The following is a 22,932-nucleotide window of genomic DNA, read 5'->3' as shown; positions in this document are numbered from 1 at the left end:
CGAACTCAGCAGTGAAACGATGCATCGCCGATGGTAGTGTGGGGTTTCCCCATGTGAGAGTAGGTCATCGTCAAGATTAAATTCCGAAACCCCAATTGCGAAAGCAGTTGGGGTTTTGTTTTAGTAGAAGTTCCTGTTTTTGCTGGCTTGTTACCGTGTTGACGGGCCAGATAAAGAATTTCTTGACGACCATAGAACATTGGAACCACCTGATCCCATCCCGAACTCAGCAGTGAAACGATGTATCGCCGATGGTAGTGTGGGGTTTCCCCATGTGAGAGTAGGTCATCGTCAAGATTGAATTCCGAAACCCCTGTCTGCTAACGCAGACAGGGGTTTTGTCATTTAAGCGTGTACAAAGATCAGGCTGTTTTACGGGCCTTGCTGCTGCGTCTTGCCTGCCACTTGCGCCACCAGATATAAACCCCCGTCCCTGACAACCCCGCAATCAACACACCCAATACTGCGATCATTATCTGCCCTGTCACCCCGATGATCCGTCCCCCATGTATCGGCAACTGGAGTCGGAAGAACTGCTCCCCAAGCGTGCCCTGTCCTGCTATTTCCTGTCCTAATAATCGGCCATCGGTACCGTGAAAGAACAACCAGGATTTACCGTGTGCGTCCGTATCGTGCTGCCCAAATCCGGCGCCGTAGAAGTTGTACTCAAAGCTGTAATACAACTCGCCGATTGCCGCCGTCAGTCCTAATCGCTTCCCCTCCTGCAATGCCCTTTCGTACACCTGTTGATAGCTCAACTGTGTCGTCCCCAGTTCATCGACTGGCATTTGCCCTCTGGCTTCATAAACGCTCGGCTCTATCGGCGAAAATAGCGAAACAGCAGGCTTGAACACCTGACTAGGCAAGTTCATCGCGACGCTGCTGACGGCGATCGGCAACAGCAGCAGCCATAGCCATAATCCTCCGGCGCGGTGCAGGTCGAAGTTCAAGCGGTAGGCATGCCCGCTTTTCACCTTCCACGCAGTAGCCCATTTCTTCCAGAATGGCTTGCCACGCGGGAAGGTCAGCCACAATGCGACAAAACAGTCGATCACCCACGCGATGGCCACCAGGCCCATCAACAGCAATCCCCAGTTACCCGGCAATGTCAGGTTGTAGTGAAACTCCAGAATGAACGGGATCAGGTTCTCCCGCTGAAAACAGCATTCACCCCAATAGCGCGCGCCTTTTTGCTCCGCGCTGACCGGGTCCAGATAGAACACTTGATTGCGTTCATCAAACGGCTGGCCCGTCGCAGGATCGTTGCGTGGAACTGCCGCCAGCAGCGCCGTATGCCCCGCCTCATGGGGATACTCCATGTACCAGACTTGCAGTTTCGGATGTGCAGTCTGCACCGCATCCACCAACGCGCCTGGCGACGAGCGCTCACCGACTGACGTCGCCTCAAAGAACTGCGGATTCAGCCATTCATCCAGTTCGTGATTGAACGCCAGCACGCTGCCGGTCAGCCCGGCCAACAATAGAAACACCGCTGTAGCCAATCCAATGTAACGATGCAACAAAACCAGAAACGCACGCATGCAAGACACCCCGAAAAAACGACAAAGCCAGCCCCTGAAATCAGGGGCTGGCTTTTTTATACGCAGGACAATGCTTTAGAACTGATAGCTGACGGTCGCCGCTACGTTGCGTTCTTCGCCCATGTAGCAGAAGTTCAGACTGGCGCAGGACGCGACATAGGATTCGTTGGTCAGGTTGTTCGCATTGAGCCGAACATCAACACCCTTCAAACCAATCTTGCCCAGGTCATAACCAATCGAGGCATCGAACAGCGTGTAAGACGGCACCTTCATGGTGTTCTCGGCATCGGCCCAGCTGTAGCCGACGTAGCGCACACCGCCACCCAGGCGCAGACCATCAAGTGCGGCACTGTCGAACTTGTAGTCAGCCCACAGCGAGGCCATGTGTCGCGGCGCTTGAGTGGGTGAGTTGCCCTTGTTCTCGATTACGTCGGTCGGTGTACTCAATGTGCTGATCATCGATTTGGAATACTCGATGTCAGTGAAGGTGTAACTGCCGAGCACCTTGAAGTTGTCGGTCAGTTGCATGTGCGCCTCGAGCTCCAGACCTTGCGAGCGCACAGCGCCGACCGCGCGATAGAAGTTCTCCTGGGGCAGTTTGGTCGCGAGGTTTTCCTGATCGATGCGGAACAGCGAGGCGGTGAACAAGTTGTCGGTGCCCGGTGGCTGATACTTCAATCCGACTTCCCACTGCGTGCCATCGGTGGGGGCCAGTGGGTTGCCGGCGCTGTCGGCATAGGAGTTCGGATTGAACGACTCGGAGTAGCTGATGTAGGGCGCCAGACCGTTATCGAACAGGTATAACGCGCCGGCGCGGCCAGTGAGTTTCGTGCGTCGATCATTGATCTCTGTACCAACAGGACGTCCCGCTTCAGCAATGCGGTTTTCATCGGAGGTCTCCACCCAGTCCTGACGCAGACCCAGCGAGAAGCGCCATTTGTCCATCTCGATCAGGTCTTGCAGATACACACCGGTCTGTTCGAGGCGACGCAGATAGCTGGTCTCGCCGTACATCTCGATCGCCGAGTTGCCGTACACCGGATTGAACGCATTGATCGGTGCCAGTCCACCGCTGGTCCAGTCGACCACGGTTTTACGCCGCTGATAATCCGCGCCCATCAGCACCGTATGCTTGGTCGCGCCGGTAAAGAATTCCGCCTGCAGCATGTTGTCGACGATGAACGCATGCAGGCGCTCATCACCGCCGGTGTAATAGCGGTTCAGTTCGTTGCTGGTCGGGGTGGTCCAGCCATAGGCGTAGACCTGATCCATATTCACTTTGGAGTCGAGATAGCGGAAGTTCTGCCGGGCGGTGAAGACGTCGTTGAATCGGTGTTCGAACTGGTAGCCGAACGACTGCTGGTCACGGGAATAACCATCGATCCCCGGCTCGCCCTCGAAGAAGCGCGGCGAGATACGGCCGCCATTTCGCTGATGGATCGTGCCGTCCGCCGGAACGCCGCCGTGGTAGCCGCCGTCCGGATCATGCTGTAGATAGGCCTGCAGGGTCAGCGAGGTATCTTCAGTGAAATCGATGCTCAACGTCGGGGCGAGAGCGAAGCGTTTTTCCTTGTTGTGGTCGAATTGCGTGTCGGACTGATCGCTCAATCCGGTCAGACGATAAGCAATGCGCTTGTCGTCATCGACCGGGCCACTGAAGTCAAAACCAACCCCACGCTGGCCTTGTGTCCCAACGGTGGCCTGCACCTGGTGGTACGCCTCGTACAACGGTTTTTTGCTGGTGAGTGCGACCAGACCGCCGGGTGAGCTGCGGCCGTACAGCACGGACGACGGGCCTTTGAGAATATCCACGCGTTCGAGGAAATACGGATCGACCTGCATGGTGCTGTAGGTGCCGCTGTCGCCCATCGACTTGAGGCCGTCGAGGTAGATGTTGTCCACCGAGCCGTCGTTGAAACCGCGCATCGCCACGTAGTCATACCGATGCGTGGCGCCGTACGGGTTGGTCAGCACGCCCGGGGTGTAGCGCATCGCTTGCGAGACGGTTTGCGAGCCCTGGTCATCCATTTGCTCGCGCGTGACCACGGACACGCTTTGCGAGGTTTCCAGCAATGCGGTACTGGTCTTGGTGGCGATCTGGCTGTGCGTGGCGTTGTAGCCGGCCATGCTGCCCAGTGCGTTGCCGAGGGCAAAACCTTTGATGTCGGTAGTCGGCAAGGCCAGTGCTTCGCTTTCGGCGAGCGGGCGCAGGATGTAGCTGCTGCCGTCCTGACTGACGGCTTCCAGTCCCGAGCCGCCGAGCAAATGGCTCAAGGCCTGATCGGTCGAATATTCACCCTGCACGCCCGGGGATTGCTGACCTTGGGTCTGTTGTGGCGTCATCGACAAGGTGATGCCGGCCTGCCGGGCAAATTGATTCAACGCCTCGCCCAGTGGCCCGGCAGCAATGTTGTAGCGGTGGCTGACCTCGGTGCCGGCAGGGTTGGCGGCCAGACTCAGGCTTGGTAATACGCTGATGCCCAGCGCGGTGGACAGCAGGGCTGCCCGCACCGCATGGCGCAGCAGTGTCGATTCTGCAGTGAAATTCAGAGGGTTCTTACAAGTAGCGCGGACAGTCATCATGGATTTCCGTAGGCAGTCGCGAGGGCTGAGTTGAAGTGCTTACTGACTAAGCCGGACTGCCTGGAAAAACCCGCCAAAAAAATTTCACACCGCGCGCTCGAGGGTCACCCACCAACGGGTGCGGTAGCGCAGTTGCACCGGCAGCGTCTGCGGCAGGACTGCCAGCAGCCTGTCGGTGTCCTCCAGACGGAACACACCGGACAAGCGCAGCTCGGCAATATCCGCCGCGCAACTCAGAAACCCCGGGCGGTAACGGGCGACTTCAGCAATAAAGTCGCCCAGCCGCATATTGCGCGTGACAATCAAGCCATCGAGCCAGGCGCCCGCATCCATATCCAGCGTCGGTGCCGCGCGCAAACCGCCTTGATCGACCAGAAAGCTCTGCCCGGCGAGGGCTTCGAGCGAATCACCGCCAGCGCGAACCACCACTCGGCCACGGGTAACGCTGAGCCGCGTGCACTGATCTTCCTGACGCAAAATGAAACGCGCAGCGAACGGCTCATAACTCCCGTGGCGATTCTGTACGCGCAGCGGTCGATCCGTCGCCGCGCCTTCGTCAGAGCCGCCGCAGGTAATAATGATTTCGCCGCGGGTCAGTTTGATCAGGCGCTGCCGGGCGGTGTAATCCAGATCTACGGCGCTGGCGGTGTTGAGCTCGATCCGCGTGCCGTCGGGCAACTGGAAGCCGCGCCGTTCGCCGGTCGCCGTCGCGTAGTCGGCGCTCCATTGCTGCCAGGCGGCGCTGTCCTTGGCCAGCCACGCGGCAGATCCGATCAACAGCGCACCGGACAGCAACTTCAAAGCCTGGCGTCGGCCCAGCTCCTGCGCACTGTTTTCCAGGGTGTTGAACGCGACCTGCGCGCCGGGCACGGCACGCAGGCTGGAACTCAATTCGGCGTGCAGTGACTGCACCCGTTGCCAGGCGATTTCGTGCTCGTGGTGCTCGGCGCGCCACTGCTCGCATTGGCGAGTCAGGCGGGAATTGCCGTGGTTGTCGCGCAGCCGCAGCAGCCAGTGAATCGCTTGTTTAACCACCTGTTGTCGAGGTTCAACGCGGCGACCGAGTGAGAGGTTATCCACAGGCATCAGCGTTCGTACCGCAACACATAGCAGTGAAACAACGCATCGGCGACGTAGCGTTCCACCGAGCGAACCGACACGCCCAGCTGCTCGGCGATCTGTTTGTGGGTTAGACCTTCACACTGCGCCAGCAGAAACGCCTGACGCACTTTCGGCTTCAGTCCTTCAAGCATGCGCGCAATGCTCTCCAGCAGTTCAAGCACCAATGCTCGGGATTCCGTGTCGGGTGCTTCGCCTTCAGGCAGATGAGCAATGGTTTCCAGATAAGCGCGCTCGATTTCCTCGCGGCGCCAATGGTCGATCACCAGACCGCGGGCAATGGTCCGCAAAAAGGCTCGGGGCGCTTTCAATTCGAGGCGCTCGGTGCGCTGGAGCAGACGCAGGAAAGTGTCCTGAGCCAGATCGGCGGCATCCGCCGCATTGCCCAGACGCGCGCGCAGCCAAGCGTTCAGCCAGCCGTGATGACTACCGTAAAGCGCCTGTACGACCAACTCAGGTGAAGACATGACCACGCCAGCCCGAACGTCACAAATGATAATTAGTCGCATTGTCATCAAGGGTTACCGATTTTGCAACTGTCGTCCTGAGGACAGTGAGAAAAATTTCACCTCAGCCGCTCTGGCACGCCGTTCGGCGGGAATCAGTCACGAATCTCATCCATTTCCTACTCGACCCTAAGATTTATCGCCGACTGGCCGACAGACTGGTGAGAAATGCGTGCACCAAAGTAGAGCGGCCAGAAGAATGCTGCCTGCGCTGTACATGGAATGTTGCATCCGGAACGCATACCCACTTTTGGCATAAGAAGTCCTCTGAAATGAATCTCAAGTTCAGCCATAAAATCCTCCTGGCCGCGTCGGGCGTCGTCGTCCTGGCGTTCGCCTTGTTCACGCTCTACAACGATTACTTGCAGCGAAACACCATTCGCCAGAATCTGCAGTCCTCCGTGCAGCAGGCCGGTGACCTGACCGCCAGCAGCGTGCAGAACTGGATGAGCGGGCGCATTCTGGTGCTGGAAAACCTCGCGCAGAACGTGGCTCATCAAGGCAAGAATGCCGACTTCCCCGGACTGGTCGATCAACCAGCCTTCACGTCGAACTTCCAGTTCACCTATGTCGGGCAGGCCAACGGTGTCTTCACCCAACGTCCCGATGCGAAGATGCCGGACGGTTACGATCCGCGTCAGCGCCCCTGGTACAAGCAGGCAGTGGTCGCTGACAAAACCATGCTGACGCCGCCCTACATGGCGGCAGTCGGTGGCCTGGTGGTGACCATCGCCATGCCGGTGAAGAAGGACGGCGAACTGCTCGGTGTGGTCGGCGGTGACCTGAGTCTGGAAACGCTGGTGAAGATCATCAATTCGGTGGATTTCGGTGGCCTCGGCCATGCGTTTCTGGTCAGCGGTGACGGCCAGGTGATCGTCAGCCCGGACAAAGATCAGGTGATGAAAAACCTCAAGGACATCTACCCGAACACCAACGTGCGCATCGAGAAGGGCAACCAGAACGTTGTGCTCAACGGCCAGGAACGCATTCTGTCGTTCACCCCGGTCAGCGATCTGCCGAATGCGCAGTGGTACATCGGTCTGTCGATCGATCGCGACAAGGCCTACGCCGCACTCAGCCAATTCCGCACCTCGGCGCTGATCGCCATGTTTGTCGCAGTCGCGGCGATTGCGTTGCTGCTGAGCCTGTTGATCAACGTGTTGATGCGTCCGCTGATCACCATGGGCCGTGCGATGAAAGATATCGCTCAAGGCGAGGGCGATCTGACCCGGCGTCTGGTGGTTGAAAGCAAAGACGAATTCGGTGAGTTGGGTAGCGCTTTCAACCAGTTCGTTGAACGGATTCACGCGTCGATTTCCGAAGTGTCTTCCGCCACCCGCCATGTCCATGATCTGTCGCAACGGGTGATGGCATCGTCCAACGCGTCGATCATCGGTTCCGACGAGCAAAGTGCACGCACCAACAGCGTCGCTGCCGCGATCAACGAATTGGGCGCGGCCACTCAGGAAATCGCCCGCAACGCGGCGGATGCGTCGCAGCACGCCAGCGGTGCTTCCGAGCAAGCCGATGACGGGCGTCAGGTGGTTGAGCAGACGATTCAGGCGATGACCGAGTTGTCGCAGAAGATCAGCCTGTCGTGCACGCAGATCGAGACCTTGAACGCCAGCACCGACAACATCGGCCACATTCTCGATGTGATCAAAGGCATCTCGCAGCAGACCAACCTGCTGGCGCTCAACGCGGCCATCGAAGCCGCGCGTGCCGGTGAAGCCGGACGCGGTTTTGCCGTGGTCGCTGATGAGGTGCGCAACCTTGCGCATCGCACCCAGGAGTCGGCAGAAGAGATCCACAAGATGATCACCTCGCTGCAGGTGGGGTCGCGTGAAGCGGTTAGCACGATGAACGCCAGTCAGGCGTCCAGCGAGCAGAGCGTGGAAGTGGCGAATCAGGCCGGTTTGCGCCTGGTCAGCGTGACCCAGCGCATCGGCGAAATCGACGGCATGAACCAGTCGGTGGCAGCTGCAACCGAAGAGCAGACTGCGGTGGTGGAAACCCTCAACGTCGACGTCAACCAGATCAACCTGTTGAATCAGCAGAGCGTGGCCAACCTCAACGAAACGTTGAAGGATTGTGATGCGTTGTCGCAACAGGCGAACCGGTTGAAGCAGTTGGTCGACAGCTTCAAGATCTGACCGCGTTATCGTTCTTCGCGAGCAGGCTCGCTCCCACAGGGTGACCGCATTCCTATAGAAGGAATGCAATCGAAATGTGAGAGCGAGCCTGCTCGCGAAAGCGGTGTGACATCCACCGCAAATCCGAAGCCTTAAACAAACAGCTTCAAGACATTGCCCATCGCATCATCGGCAAACCCCTGCACGAAATCCTTGAATCCCGGCAATGCTTCATCCCCACCCGCAGCCGGCTCGGCGATGATCGTCCAGGTCGCTCGCGACTTCCCTTCGCTCAGCGATTCCACCTGCATCGCCGCCCACAGATTCGCCACCCCCAGAGTGTTGTAAATCGTCGTCCAGGTCATGCGCCGTGCCTGTTCATCGCGGGCGTTGAGTTGTTCGACCACGATGTTGCCGTCCTTGAAGATTTTCTTGCGCAGCGAAGACACGCCTTCGCCGGTCATTTCGGTGTGCGACAGCGCCGGAATGAATCGATCGAAGCCGGCGAAATCGCCCACTACGGCCCAGACTTTTGCCGCGTCCGCCGGCACTTCCACCGACGACACAACGTGACAGCCTTGCGGGTTTTTGATCAGGGTGTCGGGTTGCAGATTGCTCATGGTGCTGCTCCTTGTTGATGAGTCAGAGAAAGTTGATTTCTTTCAGGTAGTCGCAGCCGCGACGCAACAGCGCCGGGGATTTCTGCGGGTAGTGCGCGCCCATCTGCTGCACGCCGGCCTCGGCGTTGGCGTGGCCGATCAGCGAGATATCGCCGATGTCTTCTTCGAAACCGTTGAGGTAGAAACCGAGCACGCCGAACAGCGCGTTGTCGGCGTCGACCCGGTTCAGTTGCTGCTGCCAATCGGTAACGCTGACCAGCGAGAACTCGCTGCCGGTTTCGCGGAACGAAGCGACGTAGGCATCCCAGCTCAGCGGCTCGGGGTTGTGCAGATTGAACACTGCGCGCTCCGCTGAATAACGGCTGGCATGGAAGGCGATGAAGCGGGCGAGAAAGTCCACCGGCATCAGGTCGAAATTCAGCGCAAAGGCCGGCACCTGACCGAGCTGGATCGAGCCTTTGAGCATCAGCATCAAGCGGTTTTTGTGCGGCTGACAAACGCCGCTCAGGCTGTTGAAACTGATATTGCCCGGACGATACAGATTGACCCGCACACCGCGCTCGCGCGCTCGTTCAAGGATGCGTTCGCCGACCCACTTCGACAGGTTGTAGCCGTTGCGAATGTAGATCGGTGGCGTCGCGGCGGCGGGCAACTCGAGCACTCGACCGGCGTCATCCACGGTGCTGGAGGCCGACAGGGTCGAGACGAAATTGAAGACCTTTTTGCTCCGCCCTTCGCACAGCTTCAGCAAGGCAAAGATCGGCTCGACGTTGTCCGCTGCCAGCGACTCGTAATCGAGTACGTGGTTGACGTTGGCGGCGTTGTGCACCAGCGCGCCGAACTCGCGGTCCAGGCGCTGATAATCGTCATCGCCCAGGCCCAGCTGCGGGCGACTCATATCCGCTGCATAAACCCGCACGCGGCTCAGATCGAGATGCTCCAGACGGTTTTCGCGCAGGGCCTGAGCGAAGCGTTGTGCTGCCGTTTGCCCGGCGCCGTCGCGCACCAGACAGGCGACCTCGCTGGCGCCCCAACCGAGCAGCGCTTCGACGATGTGCACACCGACAAAACTGTTGGCGCCGGTGACGATGACCTTGTGCACATCGCCCATGCGGCTGATCGGCAGCGGTTCGATATCCAGCGTGCGCTCGGCGTCGGCCATGGCCTGAGCGCTGAGTACCGCGCTGTCGTCGGTGCCGCGCACCAGCGTCGCCAGTTTGCTGATCGTCGGCAGTTCGATGAAGCGATTGATCGAAATGCTTCGGCCGAATTCCTCGCGCAAGCGCAGCAACATCCGCGACAGCAGAATCGAGTGGCCGCCGAGATTGAAGAAGCTTTCGTCGGTGGAAATGTCGCTGGTCGGCAGTTCCAGCAACTCGGCCCAGATCTCCAGCAACAGCGCTTCGTCGGCGTTCGCCGGCAGGCATTTCGCAGCGCTGTCCTGAACGCTCACCGGCAATCCCAACAGCGCCCTGCGATCGACCTTACCGTTGCTGGCGAAGGGCATCTGCGGCAGTTCGGTCCATGCCACGGGTTGCATGTAGTCCGGCAGAAACTGCCGGGCATGGGCTTTCAGTTCGTCCCGGGCAGTCTCGGTCTGAGGCTGGGCGAGGAACGCCAGAATGCGCCGTTGACTGTCGATGACCACGGCAATCTGCCGATACAAGCGACTCTCGCGCAGGCAGCGTTCGATCTCTTCCGGCTCGACGCGAAAGCCGCGGATTTTCACCTGATTGTCGCGCCGCCCGCACAGCTCGATACCGTGCTCGCCCCACTTGGCCATGTCGCCGCTGCGGTAGGCGCGCAAGGTCTCGCCGCCGGGCAGTGACAGGGTCAGATAGCGCTCGGCGGTCTGCTGCGGGTTGTTCAGGTAACCGAGGCAGACACCCGGGCCGACAATGAACAGTTCACCGACGGTTTGATTGGGCACCGGTTGCAGATCGTCGTCGAGAATCAGCACCTGACTGTTGGCGATCGGCGCTCCCAGCGTGCGGTTGCTGTCGCCCGGTTTCAGCTGGCGCGCGGTGATCAGCACGGTGGCTTCGGTCGGGCCGTACAGGTTGTGCAGGGTACCTTGCCGGGTCAGTTGTTCAATGACGAACGGCTCGCAGACATCGCCGCCGGTCATCACCTGCAGGCCTTCGAGTGGTTGCAGCGGCAGGATGCTCAACAGCGCCGGCGGCAGGAAGGCGTGGGTCAGTTGCCGACGGCGAATCAGCGCAACCAGTTGCAAAGGATCGCGACGCTGGGTGTCGTCCGGCACCACCAGCTCCGCGCCGACGAGCAGGCTCGGAAAGATGTCGATTAGCGACGAATCAAAGCTCAGCGACGAGAACTGCAATACCCGACTCTCGGCGCGCAATCGCACATGGTCGGCGTACCACGCAGTGAAGTGAGCGAGATTGGCCTGGCTGAGCAGCACGCCTTTCGGATGCCCGGTGGTGCCCGAGGTGTAGAGCGCCATGCACGGCGCATCGAGCTCGGGCGGGTGCAGCATCAGCGGCCGATCGAGATCGGCGTCGGTCGCCTCGATGCCACTGACATCCAGCCCCGTTATCGATTCGCTGAGCGCCTGCCGCCCATCGTGGAGCAACAACACAGCGCCGGCGTTTTCCAGGATGTATTGCTGGCGCTGCAGCGGATGACTCGGCTCCAGCGGCAAGTACACCGCGCCGCTGCCGAGAATCGCCAGGATCGAAGCGAACAACGCCGGGTTCTTGCCTTGGCAGACTCCGACCACCCACGGCTGCGGATGTTGCTCGAGCAACGGCAGCAGTCGCTGTTGAATCGCGCGGCTGTGGGCGTGCAACTGGCGATAGCTGATGGTCTGTCCGCCGAGGTATAGCGCCGGCCGTTCGGCATGCTCGATCAGGCTCTGTTGCAGACGCTCGATCAGCGGGGTCTGCGCTTGCTGCAGCAGTGCAGGGTTCGCCGTATTGTTGAGGCGGTGGACGTACGCCAGTTTGTCGAGAAACAGCAGGTCTTCCAGCCGTTCGAAATCCGGCGCGCTCAGCGCAGGGGCATGGCGAAAATAATCGGCATCGCGGGAAAAACGGCTGACCAGCAACGCCACTTCGTCGACCACATGGACGAGCGCTCGCTGGCGTAAGGACTGACCATTGCCGGACGGCTCATCGCCGATCGGCACACGGCTGATCAGCGACGAGCCGAGGAAGCACAGCAAGTCGAGGGTCGGCAGGCCGCCGTCAACTTGTGCAGCGACACCCAGGCGCAGGTGCAGATGCGGGATCGCGCAGAAGTCGCCGGCGCCGATAAAGCCATCGTCGATGATCAGATCCACCGCCGCGGGTGTCGCGCCGCTGCGCGTCACTGCATGGCCATGCTGTTCGAGTTCCCGGGCCAGATCGGTCATGGCCTGGCTGGCGCCGGTGAGCAAAATGTCGAGACGTTTCATGTCGGCCTCCTCAAACCAGATAGTCGCGCAGGGCGTGCGGCACACACGGTGTGTCGAGCAGCGAGCTGTTGTGGAAAAACTTGACGATGTTGCCCACCAACGGGTGGTGGCGGTTGATCGGGAAGGCCAATCCAGCGATTTCCTCGCGCAGTGAACGCCGGGTGATTTCGCTGACCGGCAGTGCATCGATCAGGCGCAGGTCGAAGGACTTCTGGATGTCATTGGTCAGGTAATGGCCGATGAATACCGGCAGAATCTGCGCGATGGTTTCGCGGTCCGCGTCGCTGGCGGTGTGCCAATAGATGCGCACCATCCGCGCCCAGAAACTGGAATGGCGACCCTCGTCGAGCAAATGGTCGGCCATCAGGCCCTTGATCGACGGCTTGACCGAATCGTCGCGGGCGAACGCGGCGACGTCGCCGGTCACGGTGTTTTCGGCGATCGCCACGCAAATCAATTCCACCGCGCTGCGCAGGTGCTCCGGCGCCAGTGCCACAGCGGCGGGAATCGCCCGGCTCAGTTCGATTTCGTCGGGCAACTGAATCGGTTCGATACCGGTCAGCGCCACCGTTTGCTGCATGAAATCCATGGCTACCAGCGCGTGGTAATCCTCATCGACCACCACGGTCATCGCGTCGTAACGACAGGCGAACGGGAACGCCACGGCGAAGCGATTCTTGGCAATGCTGCGGGCGGTCTTGTCGACGATTTCGGTTTCGAAAATCACTACGTCATTGATGAATTTGTACAACGTCTGCACCAGCGCGAAATCACGCTGTTGCGGGCATTCACGCAGGAAGGTTTCGCTGAGCACCAGCGGCTGGCGGCTAAGCGGGTAGATCAGGCGCTGATCGTCTTCGAGCACCCGTCGCGGACGGGTACGAATAGTCGCGCGGGTTTCCCAGGCCTCGGCGAAGGATTGATAGTCGGCGGCGTTCATTGGGCCACCTCGACAACTTCTGCGCCCATGCTCAGGCGCAGCCCGTCCCACAGGGCGATGCGGCTTTCCACGGCGGCGATGGCGCTGGCATAGACTTCAGCTGCGCGCTGCGGATCGCCATCGACCAGACGTTCCAGCAACTGCTCGGCGGCGGGGCCGTGGTCTTCGGAATCGACTTCGATGTGCCGTTGCAGGTAATACCGGAAAGTCGGCGCCTGTTCGATGCCGATGCCCCAGTCATCGAGGATGCGCTGGAACATGGTCGGGATAACGCTCTCGCGACCATGCAGGAATGCGGCGGCGACGCTGTGTCCCGGCGCTTGCAGGGCAATCTGCAAGGTATCGCGGACAAACTGCGCCGCCGCCGGCTCGACATCGACGCTTTGCAACGCAACGTCATAACTCACGCCTTCCTGCTGCAACGCGACGAAGCGTTCCACTGCTGTGGTGCTCGCGCCGATTTCGCGCATCGCATCCAGGTACAACTCGAAGTGGCTGTAATGGCCGGCATCGAGGCGATCGTCCGATTCCTCCCCCAGCACAATCTCGTTGATCAACCGCGCCGCGTGAGGATCGCGCGGCGGCAGCCAGGGCAAGCGTGTGCAAGTCAGTTCCTGTTGCAGGCGCTTGGTCAGCGACATGAAGTCCCATACGGCAAATACATGGGTTTCCATGAAACGGCGTAGTACCGATAACGAAGTAATCTCGGAGAAGATCGGGTGAATACTCAGTTCGGCTTTCTTCAGGGCGAGTTGCTGCTTAGTGGGCATCATGATGTCCTTTATCAGTGATATGAGGTGCACAGTTATTTTCAGTTGCTGTAAGCGATGGAGAAAGTTGGATAGAAAGTTATCCAAGCACTTCCAAGATCGCGCTCTGACGCCGTTGCGGGGCCACGGTTGCTGCGTTTGGTACGTGAGGTATGCCGCGGTGAACGACAAAGTTCAAACCTGGCGAGAGAAAGCTAATACAGGGCAAAAGCAATTAACAAGTTTATTTTCAATTATTTTAAGTTGGTTGTTTTTCAAGTATGAAAGTTGCCGATAAAACTTTCAGAGCAAGTTTTATTTGGGCGAAATTGCTCCTTTCGGCTAATTGGGGCCAAAATTGATAAAAAGAGTGAATGCCTCACTCGAAGCAACTTTTAACTAAGGAGATTGATTGAATTGATGGGGGCGAAAGTTGGCCGGGACCGGCGCCATGACTTCCTGTTTCCCGTGACAAGGCTCCTTCCGTAGGTTCCTGTTGCGGAGACTGTGCCGTCAGGGCGGCGTGTCCCCGTTCTATAGGGTTGGCGCTGGAAGAGTGCGGGTAAATTGCCGTCACGGCTATTACCGATTGGTCATTGGCATAGAGCGACAAAGCGCTGGTCCGGGCGCGGCGGGCAGCCGCGCACGCGCCGATCCGCTGCCAGAGCTGGCAGCAGAGCGGTCGCGAAGATTTGTAAGGGGATTATTCGGTGGGCGAGATATCAGCGTGCGGTATGGCGCTTCTGCGCGGCGGGGGTCGCCAGGTAGCGGGTGATGACCTCAACGCCACGGTTGAGGTGCTGCTCCAGCAGTTCGAGTGAACGCGGGATGTCTCGCTCGATCACGGCGTGAAGCATGGCGCGGTGGTCGTCCTGAGACAGCTTGCCCAGGCCCATGGCTTCCAGGTTGAAACGCAGGAAACGTTCTTCCTCGTTGAGGCCGTCCTCCACCAGGCGCAGCAGGCGCTGATTGGGCGCCTTGCTGTACAGGGCCATGTGGAACAGACGGTTGAGGCGGCCGATTTCGTTGTAGTCGTGCTGGGCTTCCAGTTCGTCGATATAGCCGGCGGCGAGTTGATGCTCGGCGTCAGTCAGCAACGGAATCGACTGCCGTAATGCCTCGGATTCGAGCAGAATGCGCAACTCGTAGGTTTCGGTGGCATCGCCCTGGATCAGCGGCGCAACCACGGCGCCTTTGTGCGTGGTGACGCTGAGCAGCTCTTGCGCTTCCAGTTGGCGCAAGGCCTCGCGCACCGGCATACGGCTGACCCCGAACAGGTCGGCCAGATCCTGTTGGCGCAACGCTGTGCCACAGGGTAGACGGCCATCTAGAATGGCCGAGCGCAGGGTTTCTTCAATTACCGACCGGGCCAGATGCGCAGGAATCGGTCCTTCGACTTTGATGCTGTGCAGCGGTTTGGGCTTCTGAGTCACGACAACACACCCTGTAGGTCGTAATATTTGGATCCAAATGACACTAGTGATTGCTCTACAGGTTGTCAAACCTTGTAAAACATAACGCTGCCATCTCAAGTCTAGCGCGTCTTTCGATGATCTCACGGTGCCATTGTTTTTTGCCGGGCTAAGCTTCACCATCAAACGCTTCCTTTCTGTCCTCTGGAAACCTGCTGTGGCGGTACGTTTCGCGATCCCTCGGACCTTGCGCTGGCTTGGCTGCGCATTGCTGCTGGCCGGCGTCATGCTGGGCGGTCTGCACGCCGATCGGGATTTTTCCGCGATCAGCCGCAAGGCCACTGCTCTTTATGGGCCACTGGGTGCCGGGCAGCAGCGCATCGACGCCTGGCAGAATCTGCTGGCGACGCAGAAGCAGGTCAGTGAGATGGACAAGCTCAAGGTGGTGAACCTGTTCTTCAACAAGCAGGTGCGCTACGTCGAGGACATCGATCTCTGGCGCGAGGTGGATTATTGGGAAACCCCGATCGAAGCGCTGTGGAAGGGCGCTGGCGACTGCGAAGACTACGCGATCGCCAAGTATTTCAGCCTGCGCCATCTCGGGGTTTCCAGTGACAAGCTGCGCATCACCTACGTCAAGGCGCTGCGGCAGAACCGCGCGCACATGGTGTTGACGTACTATGCGACCCCCGACGCCATGCCGCTGGTGCTCGACAGTCTGATCGATCCGATCCAGCCGGCGTCGCAGCGGACCGATTTGCTGCCGGTCTACTCTTTCAATGCCGAAGGTCTGTATCTGCCGGGCGCCAAGGGCAATAAAAAGGTCGGCGACACCAAACGCCTGTCGCGCTGGCAGGATGTGCTGAAAAAAATGCAGGCCGAAGGTTTTCCGGTCGAGACGACTAACTAGGAGCACGCGCTCAGATGTCTTTGTTCAAACAGCTGTTGATCGCTATCTGTCTGTTCCTGGTCGTGGCCTTCACCGGCAGCTTCATGGTCAGCCTGGAGAGCTCGCGCACCCAGTACGTCAATCAGTTGCGCTCCCACGCGCAGGACGCCGCGACGGCGCTGGCGTTGTCGCTGACGCCGAATATCGACGACCCGGCGATGGTCGAGCTGCTGGTCAGTTCGATTTTCGACAGCGGCTATTACGCGAGCATTCGCGTGGTCGACGTGAAGACCGAGCAGACCATTGTCGAGCGCAGCGGCACTCCGGCGGTGAGCAACGTGCCGGACTGGTTCGTCAGACTGATCGGTCTGGAACCGGCCGGTGGCGATGCGCTGGTCAGCCGCGGCTGGGAGCAGGCGGCGCGGGTCGAGGTGGTCAGCCATCCGATGTTCGCCGTGGCCAAGCTGTGGCAGAGCGCACTGGGCAGCCTCGGCTGGTTGTTGATCTGCGGTGCGCTGAGCGCGGTGCTCGGCGCGCTGCTGCTGCGTCGGCAGTTGAAGCCGCTTGATTACATGGTCCAGCAGTCCCATGCCATCGCCCGCCGCGAGTTTCTCAGCCTGCCGGATCTGCCGCGCACGCCTGAATTGCGCAGGGTGGTGCAGGCGATGAATCAGATGGTCGAGAAGCTCAAGACGCTGTTTCAGGAGCAGGCCGAGCGCAGCGAAAAACTGCGCACAGAGTCCTATCAGGACAACCTCACAGGCCTGGCCAACCGCCGCTATTTCGAGATGCAACTGAACAACCGGGTTAGCAACCCGGAGCAGGCCAGTTCCGGTTATCTGCTGCTGTTGCGGGTCAAGGATCTGGCCGGGCTCAACCAGCGTCTCGGCGGCCAGCGCACCGACCAGTTGCTCAAAGCCGTCGGTGAGCAACTGACCCGCGAGTGCGCAAGATATCCACAGACTCAAGACTTGGTAACGCGAATTCGCGGCGGTGAGTTCGCCGTGCTGGCGCCGGGGCTGGTGCGCGAGGAGGCGTTGCAGCTGGCGCAGAATCTCGACAATGCACTGAGCAGCCTGCATGCCACCGGCGCGACCGATGTGCCGGCGGTGGCTTCGATCGGGCTGGCGCCGTTCGCCCATGGTGATTCGCCGCAAGCAGTGCTGACCCTGGGCGATCAGGCATTGGCGCAGGCCGAAGGCCAGGGCGAGCAGAATTGGGCGTGCATCGATCAGAGTCTGGTAGCGGAGGTCGGCGACGATCATCACGCCTGGCATCGACTGCTGGATCAGGCGTTGAGTCAGCAGCGTTTCGAGTTGTACTTCCAGCCGGTGGTCGCCGCGCAGGACACGCAACTGGTGCTGCATTACAAGGTCCTGTCGCGCCTGCTCGACGAGCAGGGCCAGACTATTCCCGCCGGGCGCTTCCTGCCGTGGCTGGAGCGTTTCGGCTGGACCGCACGGCTCGATCGGCTGATGCTCGAACGCGTGCTCGAGCAGATGAAGGCGCACGAGGATTCGCTGGCGCTGAACCTGTCCTCGGCGACGCTGGCCGATCCGCAGGCGTTGAACAAAGTGTTCGAGATTCTGCGCGCACACTCCAACCTCGGCGCGCGTCTGACTCTGGAAATCGGTGAGGAGCAATTGCCTGAACAGGCGGTGCTGGAGCAGTTGACCCGACGCCTGCGCGAGCTGGGTTTCTCGCTGAGCCTGCAACGTTTTGGCGGACGCTTCAGCATGATTGGCAACCTGGCGCGGTTGGGTCTGGCGTATCTGAAGATCGATGGCAGCTACATTCGGGCGATCGATCAGGAAAGCGACAAGCGTCTGTTCATCGAAGCGATCCAGCGCGCGGCGCACAGCATCGATCTGCCGTTGATTGCCGAACGGGTCGAGACCGAAGGGGAGTTGTCGGTGATTCGCGAGATGGGCCTGTATGGCGTGCAGGGGCAGTTGCTCGGTGAGCCGAAGCCATGGCGGTGAGCCAGGAAGCGCCCTCACCCTAACCCTCTCCCAGAGGGAGAGGGGACTGACCGTGGGATATTGACGAGATACGCCGACGTGCAAGAGCTCTAATGAATCCAAGATCGACTCGATCTCTCAGGTCGATGGATAGCGCCAGACACCTCGATCGGCTCCCTCTCCAGAGGGTGAGGGGACTGACCGTGGGATATTTACGAGAAACGCCGACGTGCAAGAGCTCCACTGAATCCAAGATCGACTCGATCTCTCAGGTCGATGGATAGCGCCAGACACCTCGATCGGCTCCCTCTTCAGAGGGAGAGGGGACTGACCGTGGGATATTCACGAGATACGCCGACGTGCAAGAGCTCTAATGAATCCAAGATCGACTCGATCTCTCAGGTCGATGGATAGCGCCAGACACCTCGATCGGCTCCCTTTCCAGAGGGAGAGGGGACTGACCGTGGGATATTTACGAGATACGCCGACGTGCAAGAACTCCACTGAATCCAAAGTCGACTCGATCTCTCAGGTCGATGGATAGCGCCAGACACCTCGATCGGCTCCCTCTCCCAGAGGGAGAGGGGACTGACCGTGGGATATTTACGAGATACGCCGACGTGCAAGAGCTCTAATGAATCCAAGATCGACTCGATCTCTCAGGTCGATGGATAGCGCCAGACACCTCGATCGGCTCCCTCTCCCTCCGGGAGAGGGCTGGGGTGAGGGTAAGCTTTTGATCTTGGCTGGATCAGATCAACCCGCCCTCATCCTCATCGATCAACTGGCTCAACCCGCCCAGCGCTTCACGCGCCTGGGTGCGGTCCATCAGTTTGGCCTGGGCCGCCGCCGGCAGGTCGGTGACGCGGATCACGCCTTTCTGGGTCAGCACCTGAATCAGGTCGTCGAGCACCCGAATCATTTCAAAGTCGCTCTGCTTGAGCTGTCTGAGGCTGTTTTCCACGGCTTCGTTGGCGTACCACGCCTGAATCTCATGGTTGTCGGCGGGCAGCGTTTCCGTGGCCTCGGCGTACGCCGCCGCTTCCACGCGAATCAACTGGCCTTGCGCATCGCGTTGCACGTAGAACATTGAGCATCCCTCACAAATGAACAGCGTCATGCTGTCAGCAGCATAGCCAACTGCGCGCCAGTATGCGGGGCGACGATGCAATCGTCACCGCTGCATTGCCTGAAAACGCGACGGCCGCCTCAGCGGAGGCGGCCGTTTTTGTTTCAGCCTCAGCTGTTGTTGTGATCGACCTTGATGGTCGGGTCGCTGCCGGCAATCAGGTTGTGCAGGTTGGCGCTCGCCCAGTTGTTGCCTTCCAGTTTGATCGTCACGTCCGGCGTCGCCGCAGCGGCATCGCCCGAGTTGAATTTGCCCGCCGAGCTGACTTGCAGCGACGACGTGCCATCGACCGTGGTGATTTTCAGGAAGTTGTCGATCGTGCTGCCGGTCTCGCCCTGCAACAGGTCGCGCAGGTCGATGCGGTCGCCTTCGCTGGCTTTGAAATCCTTGATCACATCGTTACCGGTGTCGCCCGATTTCCAGACGAAGGTGTCACCACCGGAACCGCCGATGAGGATGTCGTTGCCCTGACCACCGATCAGCGTGTCTTTGCCGCTGCCACCGAGCAGGATGTCATTGCCTTTGCCGCCGTCGAGCAGGTCGTTGCCGCCCGAGCCGAACAGGATGTCATTGCCTGCGCCACCGAGCAGCGTGTCGTTGCCGTCATGTGCGCCGGACACATCGAACGCCTGGTAGTGTTCGGTGATGTACTGGTGCACGTTGCTGGTGCTGACTTTGCTGACCTCGACGCCGGTTTCCTTGGCGACGAACGCCTGCATCGCCTGGTAACCCTCGCCGGCAATGCCGTTGAAGCTGACCAGATCGCCGAACAGGATGTCATTGCCTTCGCCGCCGTTGACGGTGTCGTTACCCGGCATCGTGGCTTCGGTATGACCGATGATCGAGTTGGCCAGGTCTTTCGGATCAATGTTGGTCTGCGGCGTTTTATCCGAATCGTACGGTTTCAGGTCATCCAGGGTGACGCCGCTGTTCAGACCGATCGCTTCGACGTTCGACAGCCCGCTGAGCAAGGCGAAGCCGCTGGCCGAGTTGCTGGTCGTCGACGAGTTGGTGCTGTTGCCGGTACCGGCCAGGTTCGACAGCTCGTAAGTGCCGTCGCCCTGAGCGTGGATGGTGCCTAGGTTGCTGCTGCTCCAGCCCCACCATGAGCTGTAGGTTTGCAGAGTCACGGTGCCGGCACTGTTGATCGTCAACGCATGGGTGTTGTCGATGTAGGTGCTGAAGGTGTCGCCCGGCTTGTAGTTGCTGGTTTTCACCACGTCATCGAGCTTCACATTGCCGTACAGCGTCGGATTGGCTTGCTCGCCGGTCTGGTAATAGGTCGGTTGGCCGTCGGTAATGAAGTATGTGAGGTTCTTCGCCCCGGTGTTGGCCACGGCATCGGCACTCTGGAACCAGTTGGCCGTGGTCTTGAACACGTCTTCGTAGTTGGTGCCGCCGCCGGAGCCCATCGAGTCCAGCACGGCTTTGAGTTGCGCCAGCGCATTCGGGTCGTTGAGGTTCACCGACACCGACTTGTTGACCTGGGTATCGAAGTCCACCAGGAAGATGTTTACCGTGCCGGAGTTGCTGCCGCCCAGGCTCTGCTTGAGGCTGTTGAACACCGAAGTCAGCGAGTCTTTCGCAGCGTTCAGCGACGACGTGCTCATGCTGCCCGAGCTGTCGACCATGAACGCGATGTTGTAGTTGGTGCCAGGGACCACGGTCAGGCCGCCGATGTCAGCGACGATGATGTCGTTGGCGTCGGTGCCGGTGACGGTGTCGTCACCCGAGGTGGCGGTGACTGCGTTGTACACCGCAGGCACTACCGTGACCGGAATGGTCGCGGTGCTGCTCGCCGAGCCGCCGACCTGTTCGGTCGACGTCGAAGTCACGGTCAGGTTGAACTGACCGTTGTAGTAGGTCGGCGGAGTCACGGTCAGAGAGCCGAGGTTCCAGCCAGTGACATTGGCTTCGCCATTGCTCGCGGTAACGGTGAAGGTATGCCCCGCGCCATCGCTGAGCACCGAACCGACCGGTGCACCGCTGATCTTCACGCTCAGGGTTTCCGAGCCGTCGGTGTCGGTCAGCGCGGTGCTGATCGCCGACAGCTTCACCGTGGTGCCCTCGGCGCCGGTGTTGAGCTTGTAGCCGTCGTAGTAACCTTCGCCGTTGGTGCCGTGCAGATCGGACACCGTCACGCCCGAGTTGATCAGGTCCTGCACACCGGTGTAGATCGGCACGCCAGCGTTGCTCAGGTCGATCGGTGTGCTGCCGTTGACCGACAGGTTGACGTCGTAGCTGCCCGGGCCGCTCTGGTTGTGGTGGTAGATGTCGAGGGTGTAGTAGCCGCTGGTGGTCGGGGTGAACGAACCATTGATCGCACCGCCCGCGCCCCAGGTACCCGAAGCCACGTTCTTGCCGCCGATGGTGATCAGCAGGCTGTCATCGGCGACGCCGCTGAAGCTGTAGGTCTTGCCGGCTTCCAGGTAGATCAGGCCAGAGGTCTTCGACGCCGTACCGGCGGCGACGCTGCCGTCGGACTGCACGTTGGTGACGTTGCCGCTGGAGTTCGGTTTGCCGGCCGCGTCGATCACGCTTTTCAGGGTGGTCGAGTTCGCGCCGCTGCCGTCAGTGCCCAGACCCGAGAGGCCGGTCCAGACTTCTTTGATCAGGCCAGTGGACTTAACGCTGTTGTCGGCCACGGCCACGGTCGGCGCATCCGCCACTGGCGTGATGTCGATCTTCACCGTGCCGGTATTGCCCAGCGCCTGGCCATCGGTAGGCTGGAACTTGATCTGTGCGTAGTCCGCCTGATTGTTGCCCAGACCGGTGCCGCCGTAACCGTTGGTGCCCGACTCGTTGGCATCCGGCAGGAAGCGCAACTTGCCAGCGTCGATGTCCGCCTTGCTGAAGGTCTGATTGTTGGCAACGTCTTTCCAGGTCGAGCCGTCCAGATACTGCAGTTTGCCCTCGCCCGGCAGCTGAGTGATCTTGATCCCGAGGCTGGTTGCAGGGCTGTCGACATCGCTGACGCCAAAGGTCGACCAGCCGAGGACCAGCGACGTGTCTTCGCTGCCGGTGACATTGCTCGGCGCAGCGACCGGTGCATCGTTGACCGCCACCACGTTGACCGTGGTGGTCGCGGTGTTCGAGTAGTTGCCGCCATCAGTCACCGTCACGGTGATGATCCGAGGCACGGTGCTCGGGTTTTCGCTGCTGTTGGTGAAGCTGATGTTCTTGATGACCTGCATGTAGTCGGCCAGCGTCGCGTTACCCGACAGCGTGAGGGTCACCGTGCCGTTGGTGCTGTTGGCATTGATGGTGATGCCGTTGACGCTGTTGCCCAGATTCAGTGCATCGCCGTCCTGACGGTTGGTCAGCACCACGGTGGCGCCGGTGAGCATCGTGCTGTCCGGGTCGGTGATGCTGATGTCGGTATCAGCGATCGACACGCCGGCGCCCGGGGTGTTCTCGGTGAACGTCACTTTGTAATCGGCACCGGTCGCGCCGCTGGAGTTGTTGGCGTCCAGATCGAGCACCGGTGGCGCATCGTTGTCGATGATCGAAGTACTGACGCTGCCATTGGTGCTGCTGACCGCGAGGTTCTCGAAGTTGCCGCCGGTAGCCGAATCGATCTTGACCACGAAGTTCTCGGTGCCTTCGGTGATCTTGTCATCGAGGGTGGCGACGTTGAACTGCGCGCTGCTGGCGCCCGCCGGGATCTTCACGGTGTACACACCGGTGAAGTCCGAACCGTCGGCAGCGGTGCCGCTGTAAACGATTTTCAGGGTCACTTCGGTCTGCGCCGGGTGATTGAGGCTGACGGTGTAGCTGGCGGTCTGGCCCTCGGTCACCGAGCTGCTGCCACTGATGCTGACGGTAGTGGTGTCGACAGTGTCAGTGACGCTGGTCACTGCTGGCGTGCTGCTCGGTACCAGGTTTTCGAAGCTGCCACCGGTGGCGGTTTTGATCGTGGCCTGCACCGAGCCGGCG

The 22,932-nt window shown here is 60.1% G+C and carries 14 protein-coding genes, 1 rRNA gene and 1 pseudogene; 5 read left to right on the top strand and 11 right to left on the bottom strand.

Annotated elements, in window-relative coordinates; all coding sequences use genetic code 11:
* Positions 1-181 precede the first annotated feature (181 nt).
* Positions 182-297, top strand: a 5S ribosomal RNA gene (gene rrf, locus DCO47_RS16730).
* Between the two features lie 65 nt (positions 298-362).
* On the opposite strand, the gene DCO47_RS16725 is transcribed toward rrf, so the two are convergent.
* From DCO47_RS16725 to DCO47_RS16710, 4 genes are all read right to left on the bottom strand, one after another.
* The gene (locus DCO47_RS16725) at positions 363-1,541 is read right to left on the bottom strand and encodes a PepSY domain-containing protein (RefSeq protein WP_116658499.1); all 1,179 of its coding nucleotides are present in this window, start codon (positions 1,539-1,541) and stop codon (positions 363-365) included.
* Positions 1,542-1,616: 75 nt separating this feature from the next.
* Positions 1,617-4,121, bottom strand: coding sequence for a TonB-dependent siderophore receptor (locus DCO47_RS16720; protein ID WP_116658498.1), 2,505 nt, complete (start codon positions 4,119-4,121; stop codon positions 1,617-1,619).
* Positions 4,122-4,208: 87 nt separating this feature from the next.
* Entirely contained in the window at positions 4,209-5,210 is a 1,002-nt protein-coding gene (locus tag DCO47_RS16715; RefSeq protein ID WP_116658497.1) for a FecR domain-containing protein, read from the bottom strand.
* Entirely contained in the window at positions 5,210-5,710 is a 501-nt protein-coding gene (locus DCO47_RS16710) for a sigma-70 family RNA polymerase sigma factor (RefSeq protein WP_065615689.1), read from the bottom strand. Before DCO47_RS16710 ends, DCO47_RS16715 begins: the two co-directional genes overlap by 1 nt.
* A gap of 311 nt (positions 5,711-6,021) precedes the next feature.
* Here DCO47_RS16710 and DCO47_RS27580 point away from each other — a divergent pair.
* Positions 6,022-7,047 (top strand): annotated as a pseudogene (locus DCO47_RS27580) (cache domain-containing protein); the annotation flags it as partial.
* A 69-nt stretch (positions 7,048-7,116) separates the two neighbouring features.
* Entirely contained in the window at positions 7,117-7,902 is a 786-nt protein-coding gene (locus DCO47_RS27575) for a methyl-accepting chemotaxis protein (RefSeq protein WP_371919881.1), read from the top strand.
* A gap of 131 nt (positions 7,903-8,033) precedes the next feature.
* On the opposite strand, the gene DCO47_RS16700 is transcribed toward DCO47_RS27575, so the two are convergent.
* From DCO47_RS16700 to DCO47_RS16680, 5 genes are all read right to left on the bottom strand, one after another.
* Complete coding sequence (locus DCO47_RS16700) at positions 8,034-8,501, bottom strand: SRPBCC family protein (protein WP_116658496.1); 468 nt, start codon at positions 8,499-8,501, stop codon at positions 8,034-8,036.
* A 22-nt stretch (positions 8,502-8,523) separates the two neighbouring features.
* Entirely contained in the window at positions 8,524-11,916 is a 3,393-nt protein-coding gene (locus DCO47_RS16695; protein WP_116658495.1) for an amino acid adenylation domain-containing protein, read from the bottom strand.
* A gap of 10 nt (positions 11,917-11,926) precedes the next feature.
* Positions 11,927-12,856: a diiron oxygenase gene (locus DCO47_RS16690; RefSeq protein ID WP_065615691.1), complete on the bottom strand. Its 930-nt coding sequence runs from the start codon at positions 12,854-12,856 to the stop codon at positions 11,927-11,929.
* Entirely contained in the window at positions 12,853-13,629 is a 777-nt protein-coding gene (locus DCO47_RS16685; RefSeq protein ID WP_064364557.1) for a DUF3050 domain-containing protein, read from the bottom strand. Before DCO47_RS16685 ends, DCO47_RS16690 begins: the two co-directional genes overlap by 4 nt.
* Positions 13,630-14,327: 698 nt before the next feature.
* On the bottom strand, positions 14,328-15,038 hold the full coding sequence (locus DCO47_RS16680; RefSeq protein WP_064364558.1) for a GntR family transcriptional regulator: 711 nt from the start codon (positions 15,036-15,038) through the stop codon (positions 14,328-14,330).
* 196 nt (positions 15,039-15,234) lie between these two features.
* Here DCO47_RS16680 and lapG point away from each other — a divergent pair, with 196 nt between their 5' ends.
* Positions 15,235-15,927, top strand: a complete 693-nt coding sequence (lapG, locus tag DCO47_RS16675; RefSeq protein WP_116658494.1) for a cysteine protease LapG — start codon at positions 15,235-15,237, stop codon at positions 15,925-15,927.
* Positions 15,928-15,941: 14 nt separating this feature from the next.
* Positions 15,942-17,888, top strand: a complete 1,947-nt coding sequence (lapD, locus tag DCO47_RS16670; RefSeq protein ID WP_064364559.1) for a cyclic di-GMP receptor LapD — start codon at positions 15,942-15,944, stop codon at positions 17,886-17,888.
* A gap of 730 nt (positions 17,889-18,618) precedes the next feature.
* On the opposite strand, the gene DCO47_RS16665 is transcribed toward lapD, so the two are convergent.
* Both DCO47_RS16665 and DCO47_RS16660 read right to left on the bottom strand, forming a co-directional pair.
* Positions 18,619-18,957 carry a hypothetical protein gene (locus tag DCO47_RS16665; RefSeq protein WP_042610141.1) on the bottom strand — a complete coding sequence of 113 codons (339 nt, stop codon included), beginning with the start codon at positions 18,955-18,957 and terminating at the stop codon, positions 18,619-18,621.
* 149 nt (positions 18,958-19,106) lie between these two features.
* On the bottom strand, positions 19,107-22,932 hold a 3,826-nt coding region (locus DCO47_RS16660; protein WP_116658493.1), incomplete at its 5' end, for an S-layer family protein.

Source organism: Pseudomonas sp. NDM (assembly GCF_003105095.1).
GTDB lineage: Bacteria > Pseudomonadota > Gammaproteobacteria > Pseudomonadales > Pseudomonadaceae > Aquipseudomonas > Aquipseudomonas moraviensis_A.
Note: the sequence above shows the minus strand (reverse complement) of the source record. Positions and strands in the feature narration are given on the sequence as shown.